Origin of the sequence: Fodinisporobacter ferrooxydans (assembly GCF_022818495.1) — a bacterium.
GTDB lineage: Bacteria > Bacillota > Bacilli > Tumebacillales > MYW30-H2 > Fodinisporobacter > Fodinisporobacter ferrooxydans.
In genome coordinates, this window is record NZ_CP089291.1 from 3,879,194 (window position 1) to 3,900,426 (window position 21,233).

Below are 21,233 nucleotides of genomic sequence, written 5' to 3' on the forward strand. Positions count from 1 at the left end.
ATGTTTATTTGATGGGGTATGCCGTCGATGACATCGATGCATTTTCCGCTGCTGCTTCCCACTGCCTACCCACGTTTCAGCCGCTTCTTATCGTGTGAAAGCTGCTGGAACGCCGCCGTCGATCGTTAGCATGCACCCTGTCGTTTTTTCTGACTTGGAAGAAGCGAAAAAGGCGATTCCCTCTGCAATGTCTTTCGGGTAAATATTTACGAGCAATGTCGTTCTTTTTCTGTAGTACTCCTCCAGTTGATCCGGTTCAATACCATAAGCGGCCGCACGTTCGTTGCGCCAACTAGAGTTCCAGATGGCAGAACCTTGCAAGATCGCGTCCGGTAAAATCGTGTTGGCGCGTATCCCAAATTGTCCTCCTTCGGCCGCGATGCAACGGGCCAGATGTGCTTCAAGCGCCTTGGCTGCACTATAAGCTGTCGCATTTTTCCCCGCATAAACCGAGTTTTTGGATCCAACAAACACCATGTTACCGCCTATACCTTGCGCTTTCATTTGTTTGAACGCTTCACGGGCAACCAAGAAATAACCGGTACCGAGAACGTTGATGTTCAGATTCCATTCTTGTAATGTCGTCTCATCAAACGGACTTGATGTCGCGAGACCCGCGTTATTGACAATAATATCGATACCGCCATAAGCCAGCGCACTTTCGGACAATGCCGCTGCGACTTCCTCTTCCTTTGTCACATCCATTTTTACGGCAATGGCGCGATTCTCGCCATATGTTTCATTAATCTCTGCGGCAACTTTTTGCGCACCTTCCAAATTGCGATCGGCCAGCACCACATGAGCACCTTCAGCTGCCAGACGTCTAGCTGTCTCGCTGCCAATTCCGCCAGCTCCTCCAGTGATAAAAGCGACTTTCCGAGAAAACTCAGCTTCTGCCGGAGCCAACGTCAATTTATATAGCTCGAGCGGCCAATATTCCACATGATAGGACTCATTCTCACTGAGAGATACGAAACGTCCCAACGCTGTGGATCCTTTCATGACAGCAATCGCCCGATGATAAAGCGCTCCGCTCACCTTGGACATAGCCAAGCTTTTACCGGAATTGATCATGCCGACACCCGGAATCAGGATCACGCGTGGAGCAGCTTCAAACATAACATCCCCTTCGTTCGCGTTCCGTTCAAAGTAACGTTTATATTGTTCCTTGTATTCGGCAATGCCTTCCTTCAATTTCGTTTTTAGCCCTTCGACATCTTCCTCATTCGGTGTCCAATCGATAAAGAGTGGAACCATTTTGGTATGCACAAGATGATCCGGGCAAGCCGCCCCCACTTGAGAAAGCCCGGCAGAATCTTTGCCGCCGACAAACTGCAACACATCCGCTCCATCATCAAACGTCAAAATCATTTTCTTCGCATCGCTTACTGCACCGCGAATCGTCGGCATGACTTGCGAAGCGATACTTTTCCGCACGCCTGCCGGAAGAACTTCATATTTTACACCGCCAAACATGTTTTCTTCGTTGATTCTTGCTTCAATATAGGCAGCCGCTTCATTTATAATAGCAATCGTTTTCACATAGCACTCTTCAGAGGTATTCCCCCACGTTACAAGACCGTGTTTTTCCATTAGGACAAGTTCTGCTTCCGGATTCGCCAATACACCCTCCGCAATCATTTTGGAAAGCTTGAACCCCGGCCGCACATAAGGAACCCAGACGAAGCGATTTCCAAAAACTTCATATGCAAGCTCTTTGCCATTGTTCGCACAACATAGGCTAATGATGGCATCTGGATGCGTATGATCCACATGTTTGAATGGCAAGAAGGCATGCAAGAGCGTCTCAATAGAAGCCCGCGGATGTTTGGCATCGATCATGCAATGGGAAAGATAAGCCACCATTTCCTCATCAGACATTTCATCCCTTTCAAATAAAGGACGAATATCTTCCATGCGAAGCCCTGTAAAATTACTAGATTTCATGGTAGCTAGATCTGACCCGCTACCTTTCACCCACATCACTTCTACATCACGTCCGCGGAAATCTTTGACCACCGTTTTCATTGAGGTATTGCCACCACCCCAATTGCACACGCGGCGATCCGCTCCGATGATATTTGACCGGTAAACGAGCTCGTCTAATCCGCTTTGCAACTCAGAAGCCTTAGACTGTTCCCACAAGTTTTGAATCATGATTTCTCCTCCATTTTATAATTTGTTTTTATTTGTTTATAATTATAATTGTTTTGTTTTGTTTTGGATTGTCCGCGTCCATGCGTATTTATAACTTTTTTCCATCAGATTCCTCCTCTGCATTTGTCTTTCGTTGGCCTCGAACTTTCACGGTTATTTCCTAAATTCACATAACTTCAGAAGACAGCTATTAGAAAAACGCTTTCAAGCATAATGTCTAAATCTTTATTTTTTTATGATTATAACAATAAATTTATTGTTTTTGCAATATATATTTTTGTTATTATTGCTTATATCGACCTAACATGTTGTGTTTATTTTTGTTTTAAGATATGCATGCAAAAATATTATCTTTTCCTTTGAAACATCCTCACGCCTTTCCGCTGCGCGATACCATTCTCGGCAAGTTGATTCTGGTTAAGCAGCATGATATCCTCTGCCGCTTGCAGCGAAACTCCTTGTCCGTTTTCAAGCATTCGAGGGCACGGACAAGAAGGTCTCTATATTAATTTTTTAAGTGAAATGAACAGCAATTACATATGATAGAATCCGCACCCCACAAGAATCACCTTTAACTTGTGCGTTTTCGATATATATGGCATAAAATATAAGCATACGAGTGATATAATCCATCTACCACTTTCCTGAAATCTTTTTTCTAAGGAGATTCTCTATGGGCAAATTTTTTTTATTTTATATCATTTGGAGGATCACAGGCAATCCAATACTGGCAATCATTGTGCTCCTCATGATTTACTATGTGGTTGACCGTCGCTATATAGGACTCTTGCCCAGCGTTCTAAATCCATTTCGCAAACGAGTTCGAATGTCTCGCTTACAGAAGCAGTTAGACATCAACCCTCATGATATGAGTGCCAAATATGAACTGGCACAAGCATATATTGAAGCAAGACAACCGAAGAGGGCACTTGAGTTGCTACAGGCTATGCCTGCATCCATGCAAGATTCGGAGGATGTATTATATCATACTGGCCTGTGTCATTTAAGCTTAGGGGATATGGAAGTTGGGGAAACATTGATTTTACGAGCATTGGCATTGAATAGCAGACTACATTATGGAGAGCCGTATTTAAAACTTGCAACCGCATTTGCAAACGTATTCCCCGCTAAGGCAATGCATTGGTTTGAGCAATTTGAAGCAGACAACTTTTCTTCATGCGAATGTTATTATCGCAAAGGTCTGCTTCACCTGCAACTTGGAAATCGGGATAAAGCAAAACAGGAATGGAAGAAATGTTTAGAGATATATCGGACATTGCCAAACTTCCGAAAACGGAGCGAACGCCGTTGGGTACTGGCTGCACGTCTGAAATTGATGCTCTGAGGCTCTCATCTTCACTTTTCAAAAGATAACCGTTCCAAATGGAGTGTCAGGAATCCCACCTCTTCATCGGGAACGGTCGTCCCCAACCGTTCAGACAAATCATCCGCAATGCTCCTCGCCTTGGCAATCGTTGATACCAGTCGAGCGACGCCCAGTGTATCTGAGCTTTTGGTAAACGTACGGGCAGAATGAAAATGTGTTGCTAAAAATGCTACTTCCTCTTCCGGAAGATCTACCCCCAGCTTATCGTTAATGTATTGAACCGCCTGTTCAGAAATGTTGTAATCATCCGGATATAGATGCTTGATTTCATAGGTAAACGGATTGCTTAAGTTGATTCCCTTTTTATGACGTTCTATCGCAAAATTTACGTGGTCAATCAAAGCGGCATGGATCGTATCAACAAGTGGAATCGGAGTCGATCCGGTTGCGAGCCCAAGTACGGGATTTCTATGATTTTTAATCGTTTGTTCTAAAATAGCCGCACTATAGACAGATGCTTCCCTTGTTGTCTGAAATATACGAATATCCATCCAAATCCTCCGTCTTGAAATAGTTTGCGTACAGGATTCGCTTACTTGCTGTATACGAGCCGTCCGCCGACAATTGTATGGGTAACTTCCAAGTTCTCGTTGAGTGCGATCATGTCACCGTCATACCCTTGCGCAATGACCCCTTTATTTAATCCGAGCAACTGCGCTTGATTGCGTGAGGTAACTTGTGCGATCGCATGTTTTGGCAAATTCCCTGTTAAAACTAAGTTTCGTACCGCCTGATCCATCGTAAGCGTACTGCCGGCAATCGTTCCATCCGCAAGGGCAGCTCTCCCGCTTTGCACATGAACCGTTTGCCCGCCCAATTCGTAGCTGCCGTCACACATGCAGGCTGCCCGCATGGCATCGGTGATTAAGAGAAGCCTTTCAATCCCACACGATTGGATCATCACTTTCACTACCGCTTGATGCACATGCAGATAATCGGCAATCAATTCCACAAAAATTTCGTTATCCGACAGACCAAATCCCAACAAACCCGGTTCCCGATGGTGAAGTCCATTCATGGCATTAAACAAATGCGTAATGCTTTGTGCTCCCCATTCTTTCCCCAGCTGCGCTTGCTGATAGGTTGCGGTACTGTGGCCCATCGATACCATAATCCCTTGTTTTCTGGCAAATCGAATAAACGGTTCCGCTCCGTTTAATTCCGGAGCCAATGTGATAATTTTGACTTGGTTGCGGGAAAGCCGGATCCAGTTTCCCAATAGCTGCGCATCGGGTTCCCGACGGTTTATTCATACTGCACACTCCTCAAATATGTTTTGGATTTGTAGTGAAAAAAGAATTAGGGTATGTAAATCTTATGTTTTTGAACGTTTTGAAATATGGCCTGAATGAGAAATCCAATCCGACAGAGTCCTCTTAGTGTGTTCATCAAGTTTAATTTTCCATGGCCATCCCGGTGCTATTTTGGTTGCCTTTAATAAACCTTTATTCAGCCAATAATAGACCACATGAGTGCTTACACCAAAGTGAAGAGCTACTTCTTTTACGGTCCATTCATTGCTTTGTTTTGAAGGCCCAGGAATGCGGTAGCGATATCGTAGCCACTGAATAGAGTCAGTGGTAAATGGCTTACCTTCAGGAGTTCGGTATCCGGATTGGTTGAAATGTGCTGCAATTTGAGTGTCTGTCATATCGCGGGCTAATTCTCGAATACGATCAATCGTCTCCATCGAATGCTTGCGCGCCAAGTGATGCGGCAAGGGCTTGGTCGTGTGAACAACCTCATGGCATTGATTGCGCCAGCGGATCCCTAAACGAATATCCGCTTGACCAGGCTCACAAAAAACAGTGACATCCTCGATTAATAGACGTAGGATTCTTTTACGGTCCTTTATCTCGGTTGTTGTCGCACGCCAAATACGTGGCAAGTTTTCCGCTAAAGATAGAATATCTTGCTTATCTTGCTCTGTCGGTCGCCATGCACGACTTGAGCAGTAATGCTCGTATTCTTCACGAATTTGGTTGAGTGTCGCCATTTTTTCATTCCACCTCGCTTCCAGGGCACGTGTCACTAATCGGTTTTCCGGTTCAGCAAGGTCGTACTGGCGTTGTGCACGATCCACCTCATACTGGGCTCTTTCCAAGGAAAGTTTCCAACTTGTTTCCACTTTATCTTCTTCGCTTAGAACCTTGTCGAATGAGCGTAAGGCGAGTTCAAGTTGAGCAGGTTGTACAGCCTCTAGAACTCTGGCGGCAATGGCTTGATCTACCGGTTCAGAGCGAAGGGAAGAACAAGTGGCACGATCGCCATTTTCCCATCTTGCTTTACATTCATACCGTGGAGCGATCCCGCCATTTCCTGTATAACGAACAGACATGCGGCGACCGCACTTTCCGCACACGATGATTCCCTGAAGTAGGGCAATCCCTTCCCTCGCTGGACCACTCACTTCTGCGTTTGTTCGATTTTGCTGCAGTTGTTTGAGATTTTCTTCGTACTCTGACCATGAAATATACCCAGGATGATGGTCGTGAATAAGCACCTCCCATTGGTCTTTGGGTAAACGAACGATGCGATGAACAAACAAGCCCTGCTCATCCAATTGTTTTCGATCCTTGTAGCGACCAAACACATAAGCGCCCGTATAAGCAGGGTTATAGAGTATCCCCAATACACGACCGTGGGTTAACGTACCCCAGATAAGCTTTCCTGCCCAAACACCACCGTATGCTCTTTTCGGAAAACGAAGATGGTTTTGCGAAAAAAACTGAACCACACCATACGCACTGCCTGTTGCCCGAAAGGCAGTAAAGATATGACGCACGGCATTCTGTACCTCCTCATCCGGGTCAATCACGGTGTTGCCGTCCACATCGTGACAATAGCCTACGGGTAAGGGAAAGCGCAGCTCTCCTTTATGGGCTTTATTCTTCTTCCCACCAATGAGACGTGAGCGCAAAAAGTGTAACTCTGCTTCACTCATCGTACCCTTAAAACCCAAAATGAGACGATCATTGAAATCACTCAAGTCATAGATGCCGTCTTCATCCACTACGATGGTGTCGAATATACTGCACAGTTCGAGTAGGCGCAATAAGTCTGCGGAAGAACGAGCCAGGCGAGAAACTTCGAGACCAAAAATCGCACCTACTTCCCCGAGTGAGACCTGGGCTACAAGTCGTTGAAATCCTTGCCTTTTGGAACCTTGCCCACCGGATAAACCTAAATCCTCGTCGATCAGTTGAATTTGATCCTGTGTCCACCCCAGACTCAGAGCCTTCTCCTGAAGGGCATACTGTCGCTCCGTGCTCTCCCTGTGAAATCGGACTTGAGCTAAGGTCGACTGGCGAATGTAGATCAGTGCTTTCCGATCCAGGTGTTGTGGATGTACTTTCATGGACGATATCGTCTGATTCATTTGCTATTTCCTCCTCCCCATGCCATGCCGCTATGAATGAGCTCAGCATATTCGCGAACACAGAAACGAATTCTTCTACCTTGTTGCTGTCGTTACCCACTAAAGCAGCTAAAGCAGAACTAGACATACAATCCCCTCCAGAATTATTTCTGCAGGAACTCGCTTTTTTCACGACGGCGTAAAAGCTCTAGGTTGATTTCTGTCAGTTCTACGATAAGTTCCTGCAAGATATGATAATTGTCTAATCTTTCACGTACCCATGGCTCCCAGGAAGCCGGGACATAATCGAGTCGGGTGCGTCCCTGATGGATAGTAGATAGGTAGAAACTAGGATGGCCTTCACCGGTGGAACAGCGACAGGCCGATTTACCACATTTGATGTTGCGTGTGATAAGAGAACCGCGAAGGATCTGGCTAGGATCAAATAAGGACTCTACTATTTGTTGACTACGAGTTAATAGTTGTTCAGTCGATTCTTGACGATAGGGTCTTGATTTCTTATCAGTAGTATTCATATTAAGAAAATACCTCCATATGGGACAAGTTGTCAATCATAATATTCTTACGAGTTTGGAGATCATCCTTTCTCTTAATGAAATCAATTAATTCTTTTAGAGTCCCTAGGTAAAGTGGGGAGTTAGGAGCACGGGAAATAGCCTGAATCGAAGGCAAGTGACGATCGGTCCAGGATTCAGGGATACAAACAATACCCGAATCGGTATGAATGGAGTACATGCGGGTTCCATTTACTTCTTTCACTTTTAAAATTTGAAACGATTGATCGTGAAGGGGGTGGAAAGGGTGGGTAATTGTTAGAAATCCCAAAGACTGACTGAATGATTGTGTAATTTGCACTGACCGTGCCGTATATGCGATACCGGATGTGCCCCTGGACGTTTCATGCTGATAAACGGCCCTTCCAAATGAAAGCCAAGAATCTGCGCACCTTCCGAAACATGATTCGGTGCCAAGGATTGCATCACTTGATTCATACGATCAATGCTTTCCGTAATCGTGGTTAAAAACAACCCGGTGGTTCCATGTTGTGCATGCGTTTTGGCGATCGTTTGAAATGCCTCGTCCGATGCATCCATCGTATCGGCCCCACCGCCGCCGTGAATATGAATATCAAGGAACCCGGGATAGAGTTCCCCATTCGTCTCGATCAACGTTGCCCCTTCGATATCCGTTGCGGATAGTTGGCCGATCTTTTGAATGATCCCGTCCTCGATTAAAATTTGCTGCCTCTCATGATGAATCGTACCTGAGACCACCGATTTCATTGAAACCACACCTGCCTTTACTTCAAAACCACTGTGTATAATATCCTGGAATCCCCTGGTTTCATCGCGGAAACCCGATCCGTATTCGTAATCAACACTGGCGATATCAACGACTTCTGTGCCGCAATTGTATCTTTCTCAAATGTAATCAAAGGATCCCCAACTTTGACGGTATCCCCCACCTTAACATGCGCCGTAAAACCTTCTCCGCGCGTATGCCCATTTAAGGTTACATGCCCGACAATGCTACTTTGTAAACTTTACAAAATATAAAATTTGTTGTATTTATCTTAAACCAATGCAACACATATAACCAAAAAGCCTACCGCCAAAATACATTGGTGACAGAGACAGGCTTTGCTAGTGTTCAGGTGCTATCCTTTGTATACGTCCCCACGGGGACCAATGAGTTCAACGTACACAATCTTTTCTGTGTGATCGATACGAAACAATACGCGATTCTTACCAACACGCAAACGAAACAGGCCTGGTTCGCCCTCCATCACCTTGATGTCTCCTTCTGGCGGGATCTTCAAAAGTCCTTCCATTGCCGATCCAATCTGTTGTTTGGTGGTTTTGCCTTGTTTGGAAAGGAACTTAATAGCAGCACGTCTAAGAATGAGTTTATAGCCCGAGTTCACGTTTCGCTTGCTCCCAATCTACATATTCGTCCTCACTACTCAATTGCTGCTTTTCTTCTTCTGTCAATGGTTCATCATCCGGTTCACTTTCTTCAATCTTTCTCCATGCTTCCGGTACTTCATTTGAACGATGAGCAAGATATTGCATAAAATCATAAACCGTTTTCTGATCGTTTTCGTTTAACCGATCAAACAATTGGTAAACGTCATATTTTCGTACAGACATTTATACCACCCTTCGGTTCGTGAGAATCTTTTAATTATATTATCAAGGATTAATCGCCGATAATCAACAAAATTGCTACACTACCCAAACGTCCACCGCCTGTTCAACACATACCCCACAACCGCCGAAACACCCGTTGCGACAATCCTCGCCACAAAAACTGAGCCAACCACAACAGGCGCATAGCGAACAATTCCCACGTTTACGAGCAAGCAGCAGACACTCACCCACCCAAACCGCCACATTCGTCCACGTTGTACAAATACTATCCGGCTGTTCCAGTAGTAGCCGTTTGCCACGCCTATCGTGTACAAACTTGCCGCAGCCAACCACACTGTTTAACAAGTACAGTAAAAACGAGAACGTCAGTGCCCCCTCCTGTCCGTTGTTTGAACAGGAAGGGCATTCCCTCCTTTGATTTTGAAATAAAAAACGTACACAAATAAACGGTTTTTACCGCTCATGTGTACGTTTTGAATGTGCTTATAGCGCTACCCTATTCTTGATCTAAGTATTTACGACTGCGCCGTATAAAGTCCATCGATTGGCGCATTTCTTTTTCCGTTAACTCTGACAGTTTTCTTTTATTTTCAAATATATTTGTATCGTAGATGGCATCTTTTTCGTTATCCCAATCTTCGATTAACATTTGATCGAGCAACGCATAGTAATCGTGCTCCTCTTCATTATTCAACAATCGACGAATCAATTCATTCTGTTCTTCTACACTCAGTTGATGAATAGAGTCCAGAATTTCGTCTACTTTCTTCGATATATTTTTCACCCTTGTTTAGTTTGTTGTTATCCTATTGCATTTAGATAGTGTTGGAGACTTTCTTCTACACAATCTGTAACCAATCGAATAAAGGGTGTCAATTCCATATCTACACTTGCCTTTTCCAAGCATTCGTAGTATTTTATACGCTGTTCTGGTTTTGCTTTGATAATAGCGGGAGGATACCCATGTTGCATCAATATTAGATTCATTCCTAAACGAGCCGTCCTCCCATTTCCATCGATAAACGGGTGAATAAACACCAATTTAAAGTGAAACATTGAAGCCAATTCCACCGGATGAAGGATAGTCTCATTTTCTCTATACCATGCAAACAATTGTTCCATTTCTTCTGGAACCTTCACATGGTTAACCGGATTGTGTATGCTTCCACTAATTCCGACATTGTAACCGCGATACTTTCCTGCATTTTCATTATCTATATTTTTTAATACTAAGTAATGAATTTGCTTGAGTATGCGTTCCGTAAGTGGCTCTTGTTTACCAACCAGTTCTTCTACAAAATCAATGGCTTCCGCATGGTTGATTGCTTCAAAATGTTCTTTTAACCGTTTTCCACCAATTGTAAGTCCTTCTTCTACAACCATTTTGGTTTCTAACAGGCTAAGAGTATTGCCTTCAATTGCATTTGAATTGTACGTCCATTCTATACGAATCACTTCTCTGAGATTTTTCACCATTCCCGTTGGAAGGGGGCGCTTTGAATCCAGCTTCTCTTTTAACTGGTTCACTTTATCAAACACAGTTTTCACCAACTTTTCCGGCAATACCGTTTATTTAACAATTTTATTATATCCTTTTTTGAGTGCTCTTGTAGCACTAACTAACCAATTTCTCCTTGTTCGACATCCAACAATCACTAATTTAGTCCGTTGCGGATCAATCACGCGGATCGGCTTCATACGAGAAACACCACGCTTTCCATCTCACCTTCAAACAACTCATAAGGATTAATTTTTACGAATTTGCCTCCACAGGAAAAGCGAAAAGTCGCTTGTGGGTACAATTCGTGACATTCTCCGATGACACCGTAAAAGCCAGTACGAATCTCGTCTGCATCGTCTGTCGAACTAAAGAACGCTTGTAAACGACCATGTGAGTGCAGTTGTAGGACGATGAAATCGATTTCATTCTCCATATACCCCACGAAGCAGGCCGTAACGGACGTTCCCATTTGTTCAGGAAAGACGACAAAATATCCATCGTATACATCCCAAACAATATTCGCAGAACGTTCGATGTCAGGTGTCTCACAGAACACATTTTATGTTCTAACAGATAAACCGGCTTTTTTTCAACGTTTCGCCGTCAAGATAGGAGATGATGGACTTGAAAGCTTAAATATTCACCCTGGCGATTACCTAATATTTCGGAGACAAGATTGGCCAAACGATGAAGAATAAATTGTCTTTGTGCGCTTCGGCGATGATTGCATTGTACGTGTTCTGGAAGGTATGTGGGATACTGAACCCCTCTTAAAATTACCGGGTGAAAGCTATGAAACATTACAGATTCATAGAAACCAGTACACGATTATTGGTATGTTAGAGCAAGTGATAAAACCTGAGTTTGTAAAGATATTTTTTGCATTTGATAACTACGAATAGGAGGAAAAATCAATGGCAAGTATCGAAAAACGAAGCAAAGGATCATATCGTTTGATCGTCGAAACTGGCTATGACGCAAACGGCAAGCGGATCAAGCGGACAAAGACGATTCATGTATCAGGGAAAAAAGAAGCTGAAAAGGAACTTGCAAAGTTTATTGTGGAAGTTGAAGCAGGTGAATATATATATATTGCGCCAGAGAAAATGACGTTCCTTCACTTTGTAGAACGAGAATGGATCCCGAAATATAATCACGGCTAAAAAGAAAAATGCCCCCTGCGGTAAACCAACCTGATTAGGGGGCAAGAAGAAATTATCTTTCTATATGCATTATAAATGAGAATTGAAAAAAGTACACTGTGAAATCGTTGGCTTTCTTGGTAAACCACACATTTTTCGCCAGGATTTTGATAATTGTCATAAAATTGGCCTAAAAAGTTATTTTGAACGAACTGCGACAAAATCAGCCAATAAGCGTGCACCATATCCGGTGGCACCGGCAACAAGGTAACCCTTTGTCTCTGTTGCTTCCATTGGACCCGCCATATCTACGTGTGCCCATTTCATCGAAGGATCCACGAATTTTCTTAAAAATAAAGCAGCCGTGATGGCGCCTGCATAAGGTCCTTTGCCGATGTTGCTGATATCCGCGTAGTGACTTTTCAATAAATCTTCATACTCGTCTTCCAACGGCATCGGCCAAACACGATCCCCGGCAAATTGACCCACGTGGCGCAAATCATCCACAAGCGCATCATCGCCCCAGACACCTGCCATGCGTTCGCCAAGTGCAGCAATGCATGCACCGGTAAGTGTCGCAATGTCCACACATTCGACTGCACCAAGATTTTTGGCGTGAATGAGCGCGTCCGCCAAAATCAGCCGACCTTCCGCATCCGTATTTCCCACTTGTACAGTAACGCCGTTGGGATACTGAATGACATCCCCTGGCAGCATCGCGCCGCCATCCGGAATATTTTCGGCAGTCGCTACAAGGACAAGCAAATTGACAGCCATTTGGCTTTTTACGATAATGTCCAATGCACCGACTACCGCAGCCGCGCCGCACATATCCATCCGCATGTCGCTTAAGTCCCGGCCGCTTTTCAGACTGATTCCGCCTGCATCATATGTCATGCCTTTGCCCACAAGTGCAACCAAAGGTTTTGAAGGATCTGTGCAATAACGCAATTCAACAAAAGCAGGCGGATACTTGCTTCCTTTGCCGACAGATAGCAAACCGTTCATCTGCCGTTTTTCAAGCTCTTCTCCCTGGTATACGGTAATGGACACGGACGTATTGGAAAACTGTTGTCGAATACGCTTCACAAATGTTTCCGGGCGCAACCGATTCGCCGGCTCATTGCCTAGCTCGCGAGCGAAGATGACTCCTTCCGCGCGAATTTTCCCAAGTTGAATGGCTTGCTCTAAAGCATCGGAAGTTTCCAGTTCGATTTGCACCAATTCGACATGACGTTCTGCTTTTTTGGATTTGTAGGCATCAAATGCGTACGTTCCCAACAGCCAGCCCTCTACCGTTGCCATTACGAGGTCTACCTGTGTACAGGAAGCATCCGCTAGTTTCTGCAAGCATTCATAGGAAACCCGCACTTGCTTTTGTTTTTCCTGGTTCAGAGCCCTGCCAGCCGTTCCAAACGCAGCACGCAAGCGATCCATCTGGAATTTTTTTTGTTCTCCCAGTCCCACCAGCAGGATATTTTCTTCCTGATTCCGACCAAAGAACCATGTACATTTGCCCGACTCGCCCATATGGGAATGGATCGTCAATCCATGAATCGCTTCGAAATCCATTTGATCTTTAAAGACTGGATAAACGACTGTTTGTGCTTTCAAACCGTTGTTTCTATCGACGATAAAATTCATCAGATATTCCCCTTTCCATGAAACATCATGCTCAGTTTGCATTCTCATAAGTAAGTATACCATTTTTGCCAAAATTCTCATCGAAACTATAAATTTGCATATGCATACATCTCCTGCAAAAAGGATGGACACTAAAGTGAAACGTACGCTGAAAGCTGTCGATGCGAGATTGTGAACAATAGTCAAACCTTTTGTAAAATTCATTGCTTCTTGGCAATTTTGAGTGCTATCATGATTTTAATGTAGGAGGAGCAATTCCTGTAATGAAGTAATTTAAGCTTTGAACGAAAAAAGCACCTCTTGTATACTAGGAAACGTTCGACGCAGAACAATACCTACATACGAAAAGAGGCGCTCACATGAAGTATAAGACGAAGCAGAAACAGAATCAACGGATTACAAGAATTACCGAGAACACATTGGTGGTTGGAGCTGACATCGCAAAGAAGATACACGTAGCTCGAGCTGTGGATTTCCGTGGAATTGAGCTTGGGAAGGACTGTGTGTTTCACAACGACCAGGAAGGGCTGACGAAGCTGGCAGCGTGGATGAAGGAGCTTGGCCGAATTCATGAGAAAACAGACATTATATTCGGCATTGAACCGACTGGACACTACTGGTTCCCGTTAGCGGCGTTTTTGAAGGAGCAAGGCATTCAGGTTGTTGTTGTCAATCCGCATCATGTGAACAAGAGCAAGGAGCTCGAGGACAACTCACAGACCAAAAGCGACTACAAGGATGCAAAAGTCATTGCCGACCTCATTCGGAATGGAAAGTACTCAGAACCTAACTTACCGACCAAGGAATACGCAGAATTACGCATTCTGATGAATCTTCGCGAGAAGGTCATGGTGAGCTTGATTCAAGTGAAAACACGGATCACAAACTGGTTTGACCGCTACTTTCCAGAGTATCCACAGGTATTTAAGGACTGGGAAGGGAAAGCGTCCCTCATGACCATGCGTCAGTTTCCAACTCCAGAGGAGATTGTCTCCGTAGGCGCCAGAGGCGTTCTCTCACATTGGAAGACGGAAATCAAGCGTGGGGTGGGCATTAAGAGAGCGGAGCAGCTCTATGCGACCGCAACGGCTTCCATCGGGCTTACCGAGGGACTGGCAGCGGCTCGAATCGAGCTGACTATCTTGCTGCAGCAGTACGATCTGTATGGCAAGCAGGAAGAAACCATTATGGCGCAAGTCTTGCAGATTCTTGAGAAGATCCCCGGAACTCGGCAGATGCTGAGCATCCCAGGGGTTGGTGTTCTGACCGTCGCCGGTTTCCTAGCGGAGGTTGGCGATCTCAACAACTATGATCACGGACAGCAAATCATCCGCTTGGCTGGACTGAATTTGACTGAGAATAGTTCTGGAAAACGGAAGGGGAAAACGGGGATCAGCAAGCGGGGTCGTTCTCGATTAAGAGGCATCTTGTTTCGCGCCATGCTACCGATGGTGGCCAAAAACGAAGAATTTAAAGAGCTGCACAAGTATTACACGACACGTAGTCAGAATCCGTTAAAAAAGAAGCAGTCGATCATCGCCTTATGTGGAAAACTGGTTCGCGTACTTTATACATTGGGGACAAAGCAGAAAGAGTATAACGCAAACGATGTACTGGGGCCAGTCCGACAAGCCCAGCTACAACAAAGTGCAGCATAAAATAAAAAATAGAACACGTATCAACAGCTTAGTATCTGGTTTTTAATAAATGAAATATCCACAACTGGATATTTCACAAATTCAACATTATCAACAAACTGAAAACTCGATTATTCAGATGTGCACAACTTTGACAACGGAAGCACCGGAGAAGCCGAAGGATTTTATCCATAAGGGCAACGACCCAGTCGAGGAGCAAGAATCGGCCTCCACCCCTTGAGAGGTAGAACGAAGGAATGTAAGGGCATAGACCCAGCGTGACATGGGAGGGTAAACCCCGAGGGAGAACGTGGAGATCCACTGTGCGATCATACCATTTTATCCACAGTTTGGAAAACAATGATTTCAAGCTTATTCCTGCCACCGGCCTTTACAGAAAAATATGGGTTCTATGCAATCTTTCACCAACACTCTCTAGGTGTCAAAGTTGTAAAACTAAGAATGAGCGAGAAAACAGGAGAAAACATTACTTTATAGTGGGAGGTCATAGGTCGTGTTTCGTTACTATCTGGGCATCGCGTTTACTTGTATTGTTTTTGCTGTTATCAGTCTATTTTTAGCAGCAAACCCTTCCGGTCTTGCCGTTATTTTCACAGGCTTAGCCGTTGCGTTTGCAACGATTGGTCTCATGACTTCCGGGCCAAAATCTCGCTGGTAATCCCCTTAAAATGTGTTCAAAAAGTGGTTAAGCAAGACACAAGGAGTTTTGACTACTTTTTGAACATCTTCTTGAAAAGACTCCGCCGTGGATGCAGGGTCTTTTTTCCTGCCAAGAGCAGTCTCAACTGTCGCTTGCCTGCCGACTCTTCGCATTAGCGGACAGGCCAACGTAAAAGCCTTGGTATAAGCGTCTCCGCTTGCGTATTGATATAAAAAACTGTCCCTCGATTCTCTTCCACAATCTTGACAAGTTGGCTGCATGGTTCCATCCGCAAATGTGTACCTATGACCAGCAAAACATCCGCTTGCCCTACCCAATCGACTGCGAGAGAAAAATGGTGCACAGGTTCTCCCTCTAACACGACGTTTGGTCGTAATATCTGCTCTTGGCAAGACGGACAGTATGGAATACGATCCGATTGTAACGCCAATTCACTACTGTAAACAGATTTACAGAAATCACAAATAAGTTCCCTTAGGTTGCCATGCAACTCGATTAAATTTTGAGTACCTGCCTTCTTGTGCAATCCGTCGATATTCTGTGTAATGACGGGAAATCCTGCCTTGGCAAGTTGTAGATATGCATCATTGGGTGATACACGCAGCCACTCTCTGAGCATCAACCGATAGACACGATAGTACCAGCTAGGTGTATTCACCATCATCTTGTGTTGAAACCACTCATGCAGCGGCCGGCCTGCAACTTCCGTATGAATGGTTGGAATGCCGCATGGCTTGCTGAATCCTGCTCCAGTTATGACAACACAATTCTTGGCCTGCGCAATTTTGCAAGCATAATACTCCAGTACCATTTGATTCATTATTGCCAATCCCCTTCTGCTTCCCATAGTATCCCCACTCCTTCATCTTTTAAAGAAAACTTGTCTTCGCCAAACTTTTCGACAAACCTTAGTTGCTAAAGCCACTATTTGAACACGTACTAAAAGTATAAAAATGTATGAGTGAATTGGAGAAAAACCGTTGACTGGCTTCTACAAGGATGTTAAGATAGTTCACAATAAAACGTAAATGTTTAAAAACGATGAGGAAAACCTTTTGTTACATTCGTTCTTTCAGAGAGCTGGCGGCAGGTGCAAGCCAGCAGAACCGTTACAGAAGGAGCATTTCCGAGTGGTCATTGGAACACATGGCAAATCCTGTTTTGTCATGTAAGTAATTTGATCCGGGGATTCCCGTTATCATTTCCCGAAAGGCTGTACATGCAGTATATACAGCGAAAAAGGGTGGCACCGCGATGAGTCCTCTCGCCCCTTTGTTTACAAATCCACAATTTGTAAACGAGGGCGGGAGGTTTTTAATTGTTTTTTGTAAAAGATAAGAGGTATTAGGAGGAGTGGAAGGACATGTTTAAAGTACTGGTAGCAGATCCAATTTCAGAATTAGGCTTGCAAAAATTGTATGAGCATCCCGATATCCAGGTGGATATCCAAACCGGATTGCCGGAAGCGGAAATTATCGCCATTATTGATCAATATGACGCATTATTGGTTCGCAGCCAAACAAAAGTAACCGCAAGCATTATACAAGCCGGCAAAAAATTGCGCGTGATCGGAAGAGCCGGAGTCGGTGTAGATAATATTGATGTACCTGCCGCAACAAAAGCCGGCATCATCGTCATGAACGCGCCGGATGGAAATACCATTTCTACAGCAGAACTTACATTTGCCATGATTATGGCGAGTGCCCGGAAAATTCCGCAAGCACATCAAAAGCTGAAAAACGGTACATGGGATCGCAAATCTTTTGTGGGTGTCGAACTCCGCAATAAAGTCCTTGGCATTATCGGCTTCGGCAGGATCGGTACCGAAGTAGCCAAACGCGCTCAAGCATTCGGAATGAAAGTAATGGCATATGACCCGTTCATGACGCCGGAAAAGGCGGAAGAAGTCGGTGTGCAAGCAGCTTCTGTCAATGAAATCGTAGAAGCGGCAGATTTTATTACTGTGCATACTCCTTTGACAAAAGATACAAAGCATATGATTTCTACTCCTCAATTCGCCAAAATGAAGCGCGGTGTTCGCATCATTAACTGTGCACGAGGAGGAATCATTGATGAAGCCGCCCTCTTTGAAGCAATTCAAAACGGTATTGTCGCAAATGCAGCTCTTGATGTATATGAACAAGAACCTCCGACAGATTCACCGCTCGTAGGACTTGAGCAAGTGGTGGTAACGCCTCATTTAGGTGCTTCGACAGAAGAAGCGCAAATCAATGTGGCAATTGACGTTGCGGAAGAATTGGTAAACGTATTGACGGAACAACCATTCAAAAATGCCGTCAACCTGCCATCCTTGCCACAAGAAGTTTTGAAAAGCGTGCAGCCATATCTGGAATTGGGTGAAAAACTGGGACTTTTACTTGCGCAACGAATTCGCGGCCGTGTTCAAAGCATCAAATGTTCGTACGCTGGGGATTTGTCAAAAATCAGTGTCAGTCCCATTACACGTACGCTATTAAAAGGGATTCTTTCGTATCATTACGGAGAAGAAGTCAACTATATTAATGCACCTTTGTTTGCGGAAGAACAAAAGATTCAAACAAGCGAAATAAAATCGGGCAAACATAAAGTATTCACCAATTTAATTCATGTAGAAGTCACAACGGATGAACAGGTGTACTCGGTAGCCGGTACGTTATTTAACGGCCTTGGTCCGAAAATTGTGTCTTTGGATGGTTTTACGATCGATGCCAATCCAACTGGCACCATGTTAATTACGGAACATACGGATACTCCTGGAATTATCGGCCAAGTCGGTACCATTCTTGGCACGAGCGATATCAATATCGGGTCGATGCAAGTTGGCAGAAAAGAGGAAGGCGGCTTAGCCGTCATGGTATTGGGAATTGATAAGCCAATCTCCGTGGAGCTTTTACATTTGCTGCGAAATATCCGCGGAATCCACTCGGTATCCGAAGTGAACCTATAATCGTGAGCCAATAATCAATATTGAATATACAAAGCGCCTGTATCACAGCAATGTGGTGCAGGCGCTTTGCGCATTCAATCGGGGATACACACATTTTTATATATTTTTTCTTGAAAGTTTTTCTGACTTTCTACAAACGAGTAACAACTATATTTAATTGAGGAAATATATATAAAAATTTTAATTATTAAAATTAAGAAACTATATTTACAAATTAACAGGAAGTTTTTATCATATAAATAGTAGTACGAATTTTAAGGAGGATTGAACATGCAAAAAAATCCCGGAAAAAATCTTGGTTACAAATTAAAAATTTTACGCATCAAGAATAATTGGACACAAAAAGAGCTATCAAAGCGATGCGGTATTTCTACACCGCACATTTCCTCGATCGAGCGGGGAAAAAGAAACCCTTCTTTACAATACGCGGCTAGGTTGTCGCAAGCGTTGGATGTTCCCATTCAATATTTTTGCGATGTAGAAAACAACATGGTATTTTATCCGACCGGTTCATTGCCGCACATACATACATTTTCACCTTCTATTCAAAGACTCTTGCTGAACGAATCAAATACGCCCTATCTTGCGCTCGCTCAACGAATCTCGGAAATCGGAGAATCTGCCATTCCAATCGTTTATGCATTGGTTGACGCTTTGCATACTTCTCATACCAATTAAATCAATCCAAAACGGAATTTTTCAGTATTTGCAGCCACATGAAAACAAAAACATGAAAACAAAAAAGGAAGGCGTATATGCCATCCTTAGGAAATCATGCCTTCAAGTGGACTGCTTGCACTTGCGTAACGTTTTCTCGCGATCCTACCAGCCAAGAATCCGTCCCTCCCCGCCTGAATTGCGAGTTTCATCGCACGTGCCATCCTTACCGGATCTTTTGCTCCAGACACTGCAGTATTCAACAACACGCCTGCAGCACCTAGTTCCATTGCAAACGCAGCATCTGCCGGTGAGCCGATGCCAGCATCGATAATAACAGGAACTTTTGCATCTTCAATGATAAATTGTATGTAATGGGAATTTAAAATGCCCAATCCCGATCCAATTGGCGATGCACCTGGCATGATTGCCGCAGCGCCCGCTTCTTCCAATTTTTTTGCGAGAATCGGATCATCGTTTGTATAAGGCAACACGATAAATCCTTCATCCACCAAGCGTTTTGTAGCTTCCAATGTAGCAATCGGGTCCGGCAGCAGCGTCCGATCATCACCGATAATCTCAACCTTGATCATATCGCAGAGCCCAGATGCTTTCGCCAGCTTTGCAATCCGGACCGCCTCATCCACAGTCTTTGCACCTGCAGTATTCGGAAGCAATGTAAACCGTTTAAGATCCAATTGCTCCAAAAAATTGGGCGCGTCCGGGTTTTCTAAATTCAGTCGTCGAATCGCAAATGTCAAAACTTCCGATTCTGACTCGTCAACCGCTTTTGTTTGAATTTCCAGATCAGAAAATTTCCCAGTGCCCAAGAACAATCGGGATTGAAACTGTTTGCCTGCAATTATCAATGAATCCGTCATTGTGGTTCTCCCTTCAGTTTCAAAATCTAAATCGAGATGGCTAGTCGAATTTGCTAGTTTAACTTGAAAGTTGGTATTGCTTGTTGAACTTGAGGCCGATATTGCCAAGCGCCGGATGTCGTCAGCCGTTTTGCTGTGTACCGATCAACCGCCGCCGACGAAGTGCACGATTTCAATTCGATCTCCATCAGCTACTGGGACTTCGGTATATTGGTCTCTCGGAACAATCTCTAAATTATGTTCTATGATTATGATTCTCTCATTTAATCTATATTCATGGACAAGATCCGCAATTGTTTTCACATTCTGAAACTCTTTTTCCATACCGTTCACAATCAGTTTCATGCCCCGCTTCCCTCCTCTCCAGCAACATTCATGCCGGACCTCCTCGTCCGGCATGAAACATATAATTTCACCGCAACTATAGCACTTCTGAATAGTTCTGACAAGTAAAAAAAGGCCCCTTTCGCCAAGTTTCAAGGCAAAAGAGGCTAAAGAGGAGAAGAGAAAATAGGGTAGTATTAGTGTTTTCCAAATCTGCCGTGTTTATACATGGAATTTAAAATCTCAGCCTCACCGAGTCGACAAATTCCAAAATTTCTGGTGCTGCAATCTCTTCCCACTATATTTCCCTTATATTTTCACAGCGCCTAACAATCTTCTGTGCTCTACTTTTAAACAGCGATCCATTACAAACGGAATGCCAGCCTGTTCAGCCAGTCGTTTGGCCTCATCATTGACGATTCCAGACTGCAGCCAGATAAGCTTTGGTCGGATGCTGACAGCTTGTTGAACCACTTCCAAAACATGCTCGCTGCGCCGAAAAATATCGACAATATCTACCGGCCCGTCAAGGTTTCTTAAATCCGGATGTGCAGCTCTTCCAAGAATATTGCCGGCATTCGGGTTCACAGGGACAATTTCATACCCCTGTGACTGAAGATAGGATGCCACTTCGTGACTTGCTTTTGCAGGATCAACAGATAATCCAACGACAGCAATCGTTTTGCTCTGTTTTAATATGTCCGAAATTTGTTGGTCATTCAAGATTGCTCATCCTTTCTTTATG

At 44.2% G+C, this 21,233-nt stretch carries 24 protein-coding genes, 1 pseudogene and 1 other annotated feature; of the genes and pseudogenes, 6 read left to right on the forward strand and 19 right to left on the reverse strand.

Annotated features, from left to right (window positions below; translation table 11 throughout):
* Positions 1-87: 87 nt before the first annotated feature.
* Positions 88-2,157, reverse strand: a complete 2,070-nt coding sequence (locus tag LSG31_RS18595; protein WP_347436536.1) for a bifunctional aldolase/short-chain dehydrogenase — start codon at positions 2,155-2,157, stop codon at positions 88-90.
* A gap of 673 nt (positions 2,158-2,830) precedes the next feature.
* Here LSG31_RS18595 and LSG31_RS18600 point away from each other — a divergent pair.
* Entirely contained in the window at positions 2,831-3,502 is a 672-nt protein-coding gene (locus LSG31_RS18600) for a tetratricopeptide repeat protein (RefSeq protein ID WP_347436537.1), read from the forward strand.
* A gap of 11 nt (positions 3,503-3,513) precedes the next feature.
* Here LSG31_RS18600 and LSG31_RS18605 read toward each other — a convergent pair whose 3' ends face one another.
* The 13 genes from LSG31_RS18605 to LSG31_RS18660 form a co-directional block, all read right to left on the reverse strand.
* A complete protein-coding gene (locus tag LSG31_RS18605; RefSeq protein WP_347436538.1) occupies positions 3,514-4,035 on the reverse strand; it encodes a PRD domain-containing protein in 522 nt (173 codons plus the stop codon).
* A 41-nt stretch (positions 4,036-4,076) separates the two neighbouring features.
* On the reverse strand, positions 4,077-4,763 hold the full coding sequence (locus tag LSG31_RS18610) for an N-acetylglucosamine-6-phosphate deacetylase (protein WP_347436539.1): 687 nt from the start codon (positions 4,761-4,763) through the stop codon (positions 4,077-4,079).
* 96 nt (positions 4,764-4,859) lie between these two features.
* Complete coding sequence (locus LSG31_RS18615; protein ID WP_347436540.1) at positions 4,860-6,923, reverse strand: recombinase family protein; 2,064 nt, start codon at positions 6,921-6,923, stop codon at positions 4,860-4,862.
* A 143-nt stretch (positions 6,924-7,066) separates the two neighbouring features.
* The gene (locus LSG31_RS18620; RefSeq protein WP_347436541.1) at positions 7,067-7,438 is read right to left on the reverse strand and encodes a DUF6788 family protein; all 372 of its coding nucleotides are present in this window, start codon (positions 7,436-7,438) and stop codon (positions 7,067-7,069) included.
* A gap of 1 nt (position 7,439) precedes the next feature.
* Complete coding sequence (locus LSG31_RS23415) at positions 7,440-7,778, reverse strand: DUF5372 family protein (RefSeq protein WP_430734209.1); 339 nt, start codon at positions 7,776-7,778, stop codon at positions 7,440-7,442.
* Complete coding sequence (locus LSG31_RS18625) at positions 7,736-8,206, reverse strand: amidohydrolase family protein (RefSeq protein WP_347436542.1); 471 nt, start codon at positions 8,204-8,206, stop codon at positions 7,736-7,738. The genes LSG31_RS23415 and LSG31_RS18625 overlap by 43 nt, the downstream gene beginning before the upstream one ends.
* Before the next feature lie 17 nt (positions 8,207-8,223).
* Positions 8,224-8,451 carry a PTS glucose transporter subunit IIA gene (locus tag LSG31_RS18630; protein ID WP_347439561.1) on the reverse strand — a complete coding sequence of 76 codons (228 nt, stop codon included), beginning with the start codon at positions 8,449-8,451 and terminating at the stop codon, positions 8,224-8,226.
* Positions 8,452-8,580: 129 nt separating this feature from the next.
* Complete coding sequence (locus LSG31_RS18635; RefSeq protein WP_347436543.1) at positions 8,581-8,847, reverse strand: type II toxin-antitoxin system RelE family toxin; 267 nt, start codon at positions 8,845-8,847, stop codon at positions 8,581-8,583.
* Positions 8,831-9,073 (reverse strand): hypothetical protein, encoded by a 243-nt coding sequence (locus LSG31_RS18640; protein ID WP_347436544.1) that lies wholly within the window; start codon positions 9,071-9,073, stop codon positions 8,831-8,833. Before LSG31_RS18640 ends, LSG31_RS18635 begins: the two co-directional genes overlap by 17 nt.
* Before the next feature lie 80 nt (positions 9,074-9,153).
* Positions 9,154-9,408 (reverse strand): GtrA family protein, encoded by a 255-nt coding sequence (locus LSG31_RS18645; protein WP_347436545.1) that lies wholly within the window; start codon positions 9,406-9,408, stop codon positions 9,154-9,156.
* Positions 9,409-9,569: 161 nt separating this feature from the next.
* Entirely contained in the window at positions 9,570-9,782 is a 213-nt protein-coding gene (locus tag LSG31_RS18650) for a hypothetical protein (protein ID WP_347436546.1), read from the reverse strand.
* Positions 9,783-9,874: 92 nt separating this feature from the next.
* Complete coding sequence (locus LSG31_RS18655) at positions 9,875-10,612, reverse strand: Fic family protein (protein WP_347436547.1); 738 nt, start codon at positions 10,610-10,612, stop codon at positions 9,875-9,877.
* A gap of 155 nt (positions 10,613-10,767) precedes the next feature.
* Positions 10,768-11,130 carry a Mov34/MPN/PAD-1 family protein gene (locus tag LSG31_RS18660; RefSeq protein ID WP_347436548.1) on the reverse strand — a complete coding sequence of 121 codons (363 nt, stop codon included), beginning with the start codon at positions 11,128-11,130 and terminating at the stop codon, positions 10,768-10,770.
* 358 nt (positions 11,131-11,488) lie between these two features.
* On the opposite strand from LSG31_RS18660, the pseudogene LSG31_RS18665 reads away from it, so the two are divergent.
* Positions 11,489-11,725, forward strand: a pseudogene (locus LSG31_RS18665) (site-specific integrase); the annotation flags it as partial.
* A gap of 189 nt (positions 11,726-11,914) precedes the next feature.
* Here LSG31_RS18665 and LSG31_RS18670 read toward each other — a convergent pair.
* A complete protein-coding gene (locus LSG31_RS18670) occupies positions 11,915-13,360 on the reverse strand; it encodes a leucyl aminopeptidase family protein (RefSeq protein WP_347436550.1) in 1,446 nt (481 codons plus the stop codon).
* Positions 13,361-13,719: 359 nt separating this feature from the next.
* On the opposite strand from LSG31_RS18670, the gene LSG31_RS18675 reads away from it, so the two are divergent.
* Both LSG31_RS18675 and LSG31_RS18680 read left to right on the forward strand, forming a co-directional pair.
* Positions 13,720-15,018 carry an IS110 family RNA-guided transposase gene (locus tag LSG31_RS18675; RefSeq protein ID WP_347436551.1) on the forward strand — a complete coding sequence of 433 codons (1,299 nt, stop codon included), beginning with the start codon at positions 13,720-13,722 and terminating at the stop codon, positions 15,016-15,018.
* Between the two features lie 493 nt (positions 15,019-15,511).
* On the forward strand, positions 15,512-15,676 hold the full coding sequence (locus LSG31_RS18680; protein ID WP_347436552.1) for a hypothetical protein: 165 nt from the start codon (positions 15,512-15,514) through the stop codon (positions 15,674-15,676).
* A 154-nt stretch (positions 15,677-15,830) separates the two neighbouring features.
* On the opposite strand, the gene LSG31_RS18685 is transcribed toward LSG31_RS18680, so the two are convergent.
* Positions 15,831-16,499 (reverse strand): SIR2 family NAD-dependent protein deacylase, encoded by a 669-nt coding sequence (locus LSG31_RS18685; protein WP_347436553.1) that lies wholly within the window; start codon positions 16,497-16,499, stop codon positions 15,831-15,833.
* Positions 16,500-16,711: 212 nt separating this feature from the next.
* Positions 16,712-16,954 (forward strand) — a binding site (T-box leader).
* A gap of 88 nt (positions 16,955-17,042) precedes the next feature.
* Here LSG31_RS18685 and serA point away from each other — a divergent pair.
* Together serA and LSG31_RS18695 are read left to right on the forward strand one after the other, a co-directional pair.
* Positions 17,043-18,626, forward strand: a complete 1,584-nt coding sequence (serA, locus tag LSG31_RS18690; protein WP_347436554.1) for a phosphoglycerate dehydrogenase — start codon at positions 17,043-17,045, stop codon at positions 18,624-18,626.
* 270 nt (positions 18,627-18,896) lie between these two features.
* On the forward strand, positions 18,897-19,304 hold the full coding sequence (locus LSG31_RS18695; protein ID WP_347436555.1) for a helix-turn-helix domain-containing protein: 408 nt from the start codon (positions 18,897-18,899) through the stop codon (positions 19,302-19,304).
* 86 nt (positions 19,305-19,390) lie between these two features.
* Here LSG31_RS18695 and LSG31_RS18700 read toward each other — a convergent pair whose 3' ends face one another.
* From LSG31_RS18700 to LSG31_RS18710, 3 genes are all read right to left on the reverse strand, one after another.
* Positions 19,391-20,164, reverse strand: a complete 774-nt coding sequence (locus LSG31_RS18700; RefSeq protein ID WP_347436556.1) for a thiazole synthase — start codon at positions 20,162-20,164, stop codon at positions 19,391-19,393.
* A gap of 144 nt (positions 20,165-20,308) precedes the next feature.
* Positions 20,309-20,509, reverse strand: a complete 201-nt coding sequence (thiS, locus tag LSG31_RS18705; protein ID WP_347436557.1) for a sulfur carrier protein ThiS — start codon at positions 20,507-20,509, stop codon at positions 20,309-20,311.
* A 288-nt stretch (positions 20,510-20,797) separates the two neighbouring features.
* Positions 20,798-21,211 (reverse strand): CoA-binding protein, encoded by a 414-nt coding sequence (locus tag LSG31_RS18710; protein ID WP_347436558.1) that lies wholly within the window; start codon positions 21,209-21,211, stop codon positions 20,798-20,800.
* Positions 21,212-21,233 lie beyond the last annotated feature (22 nt).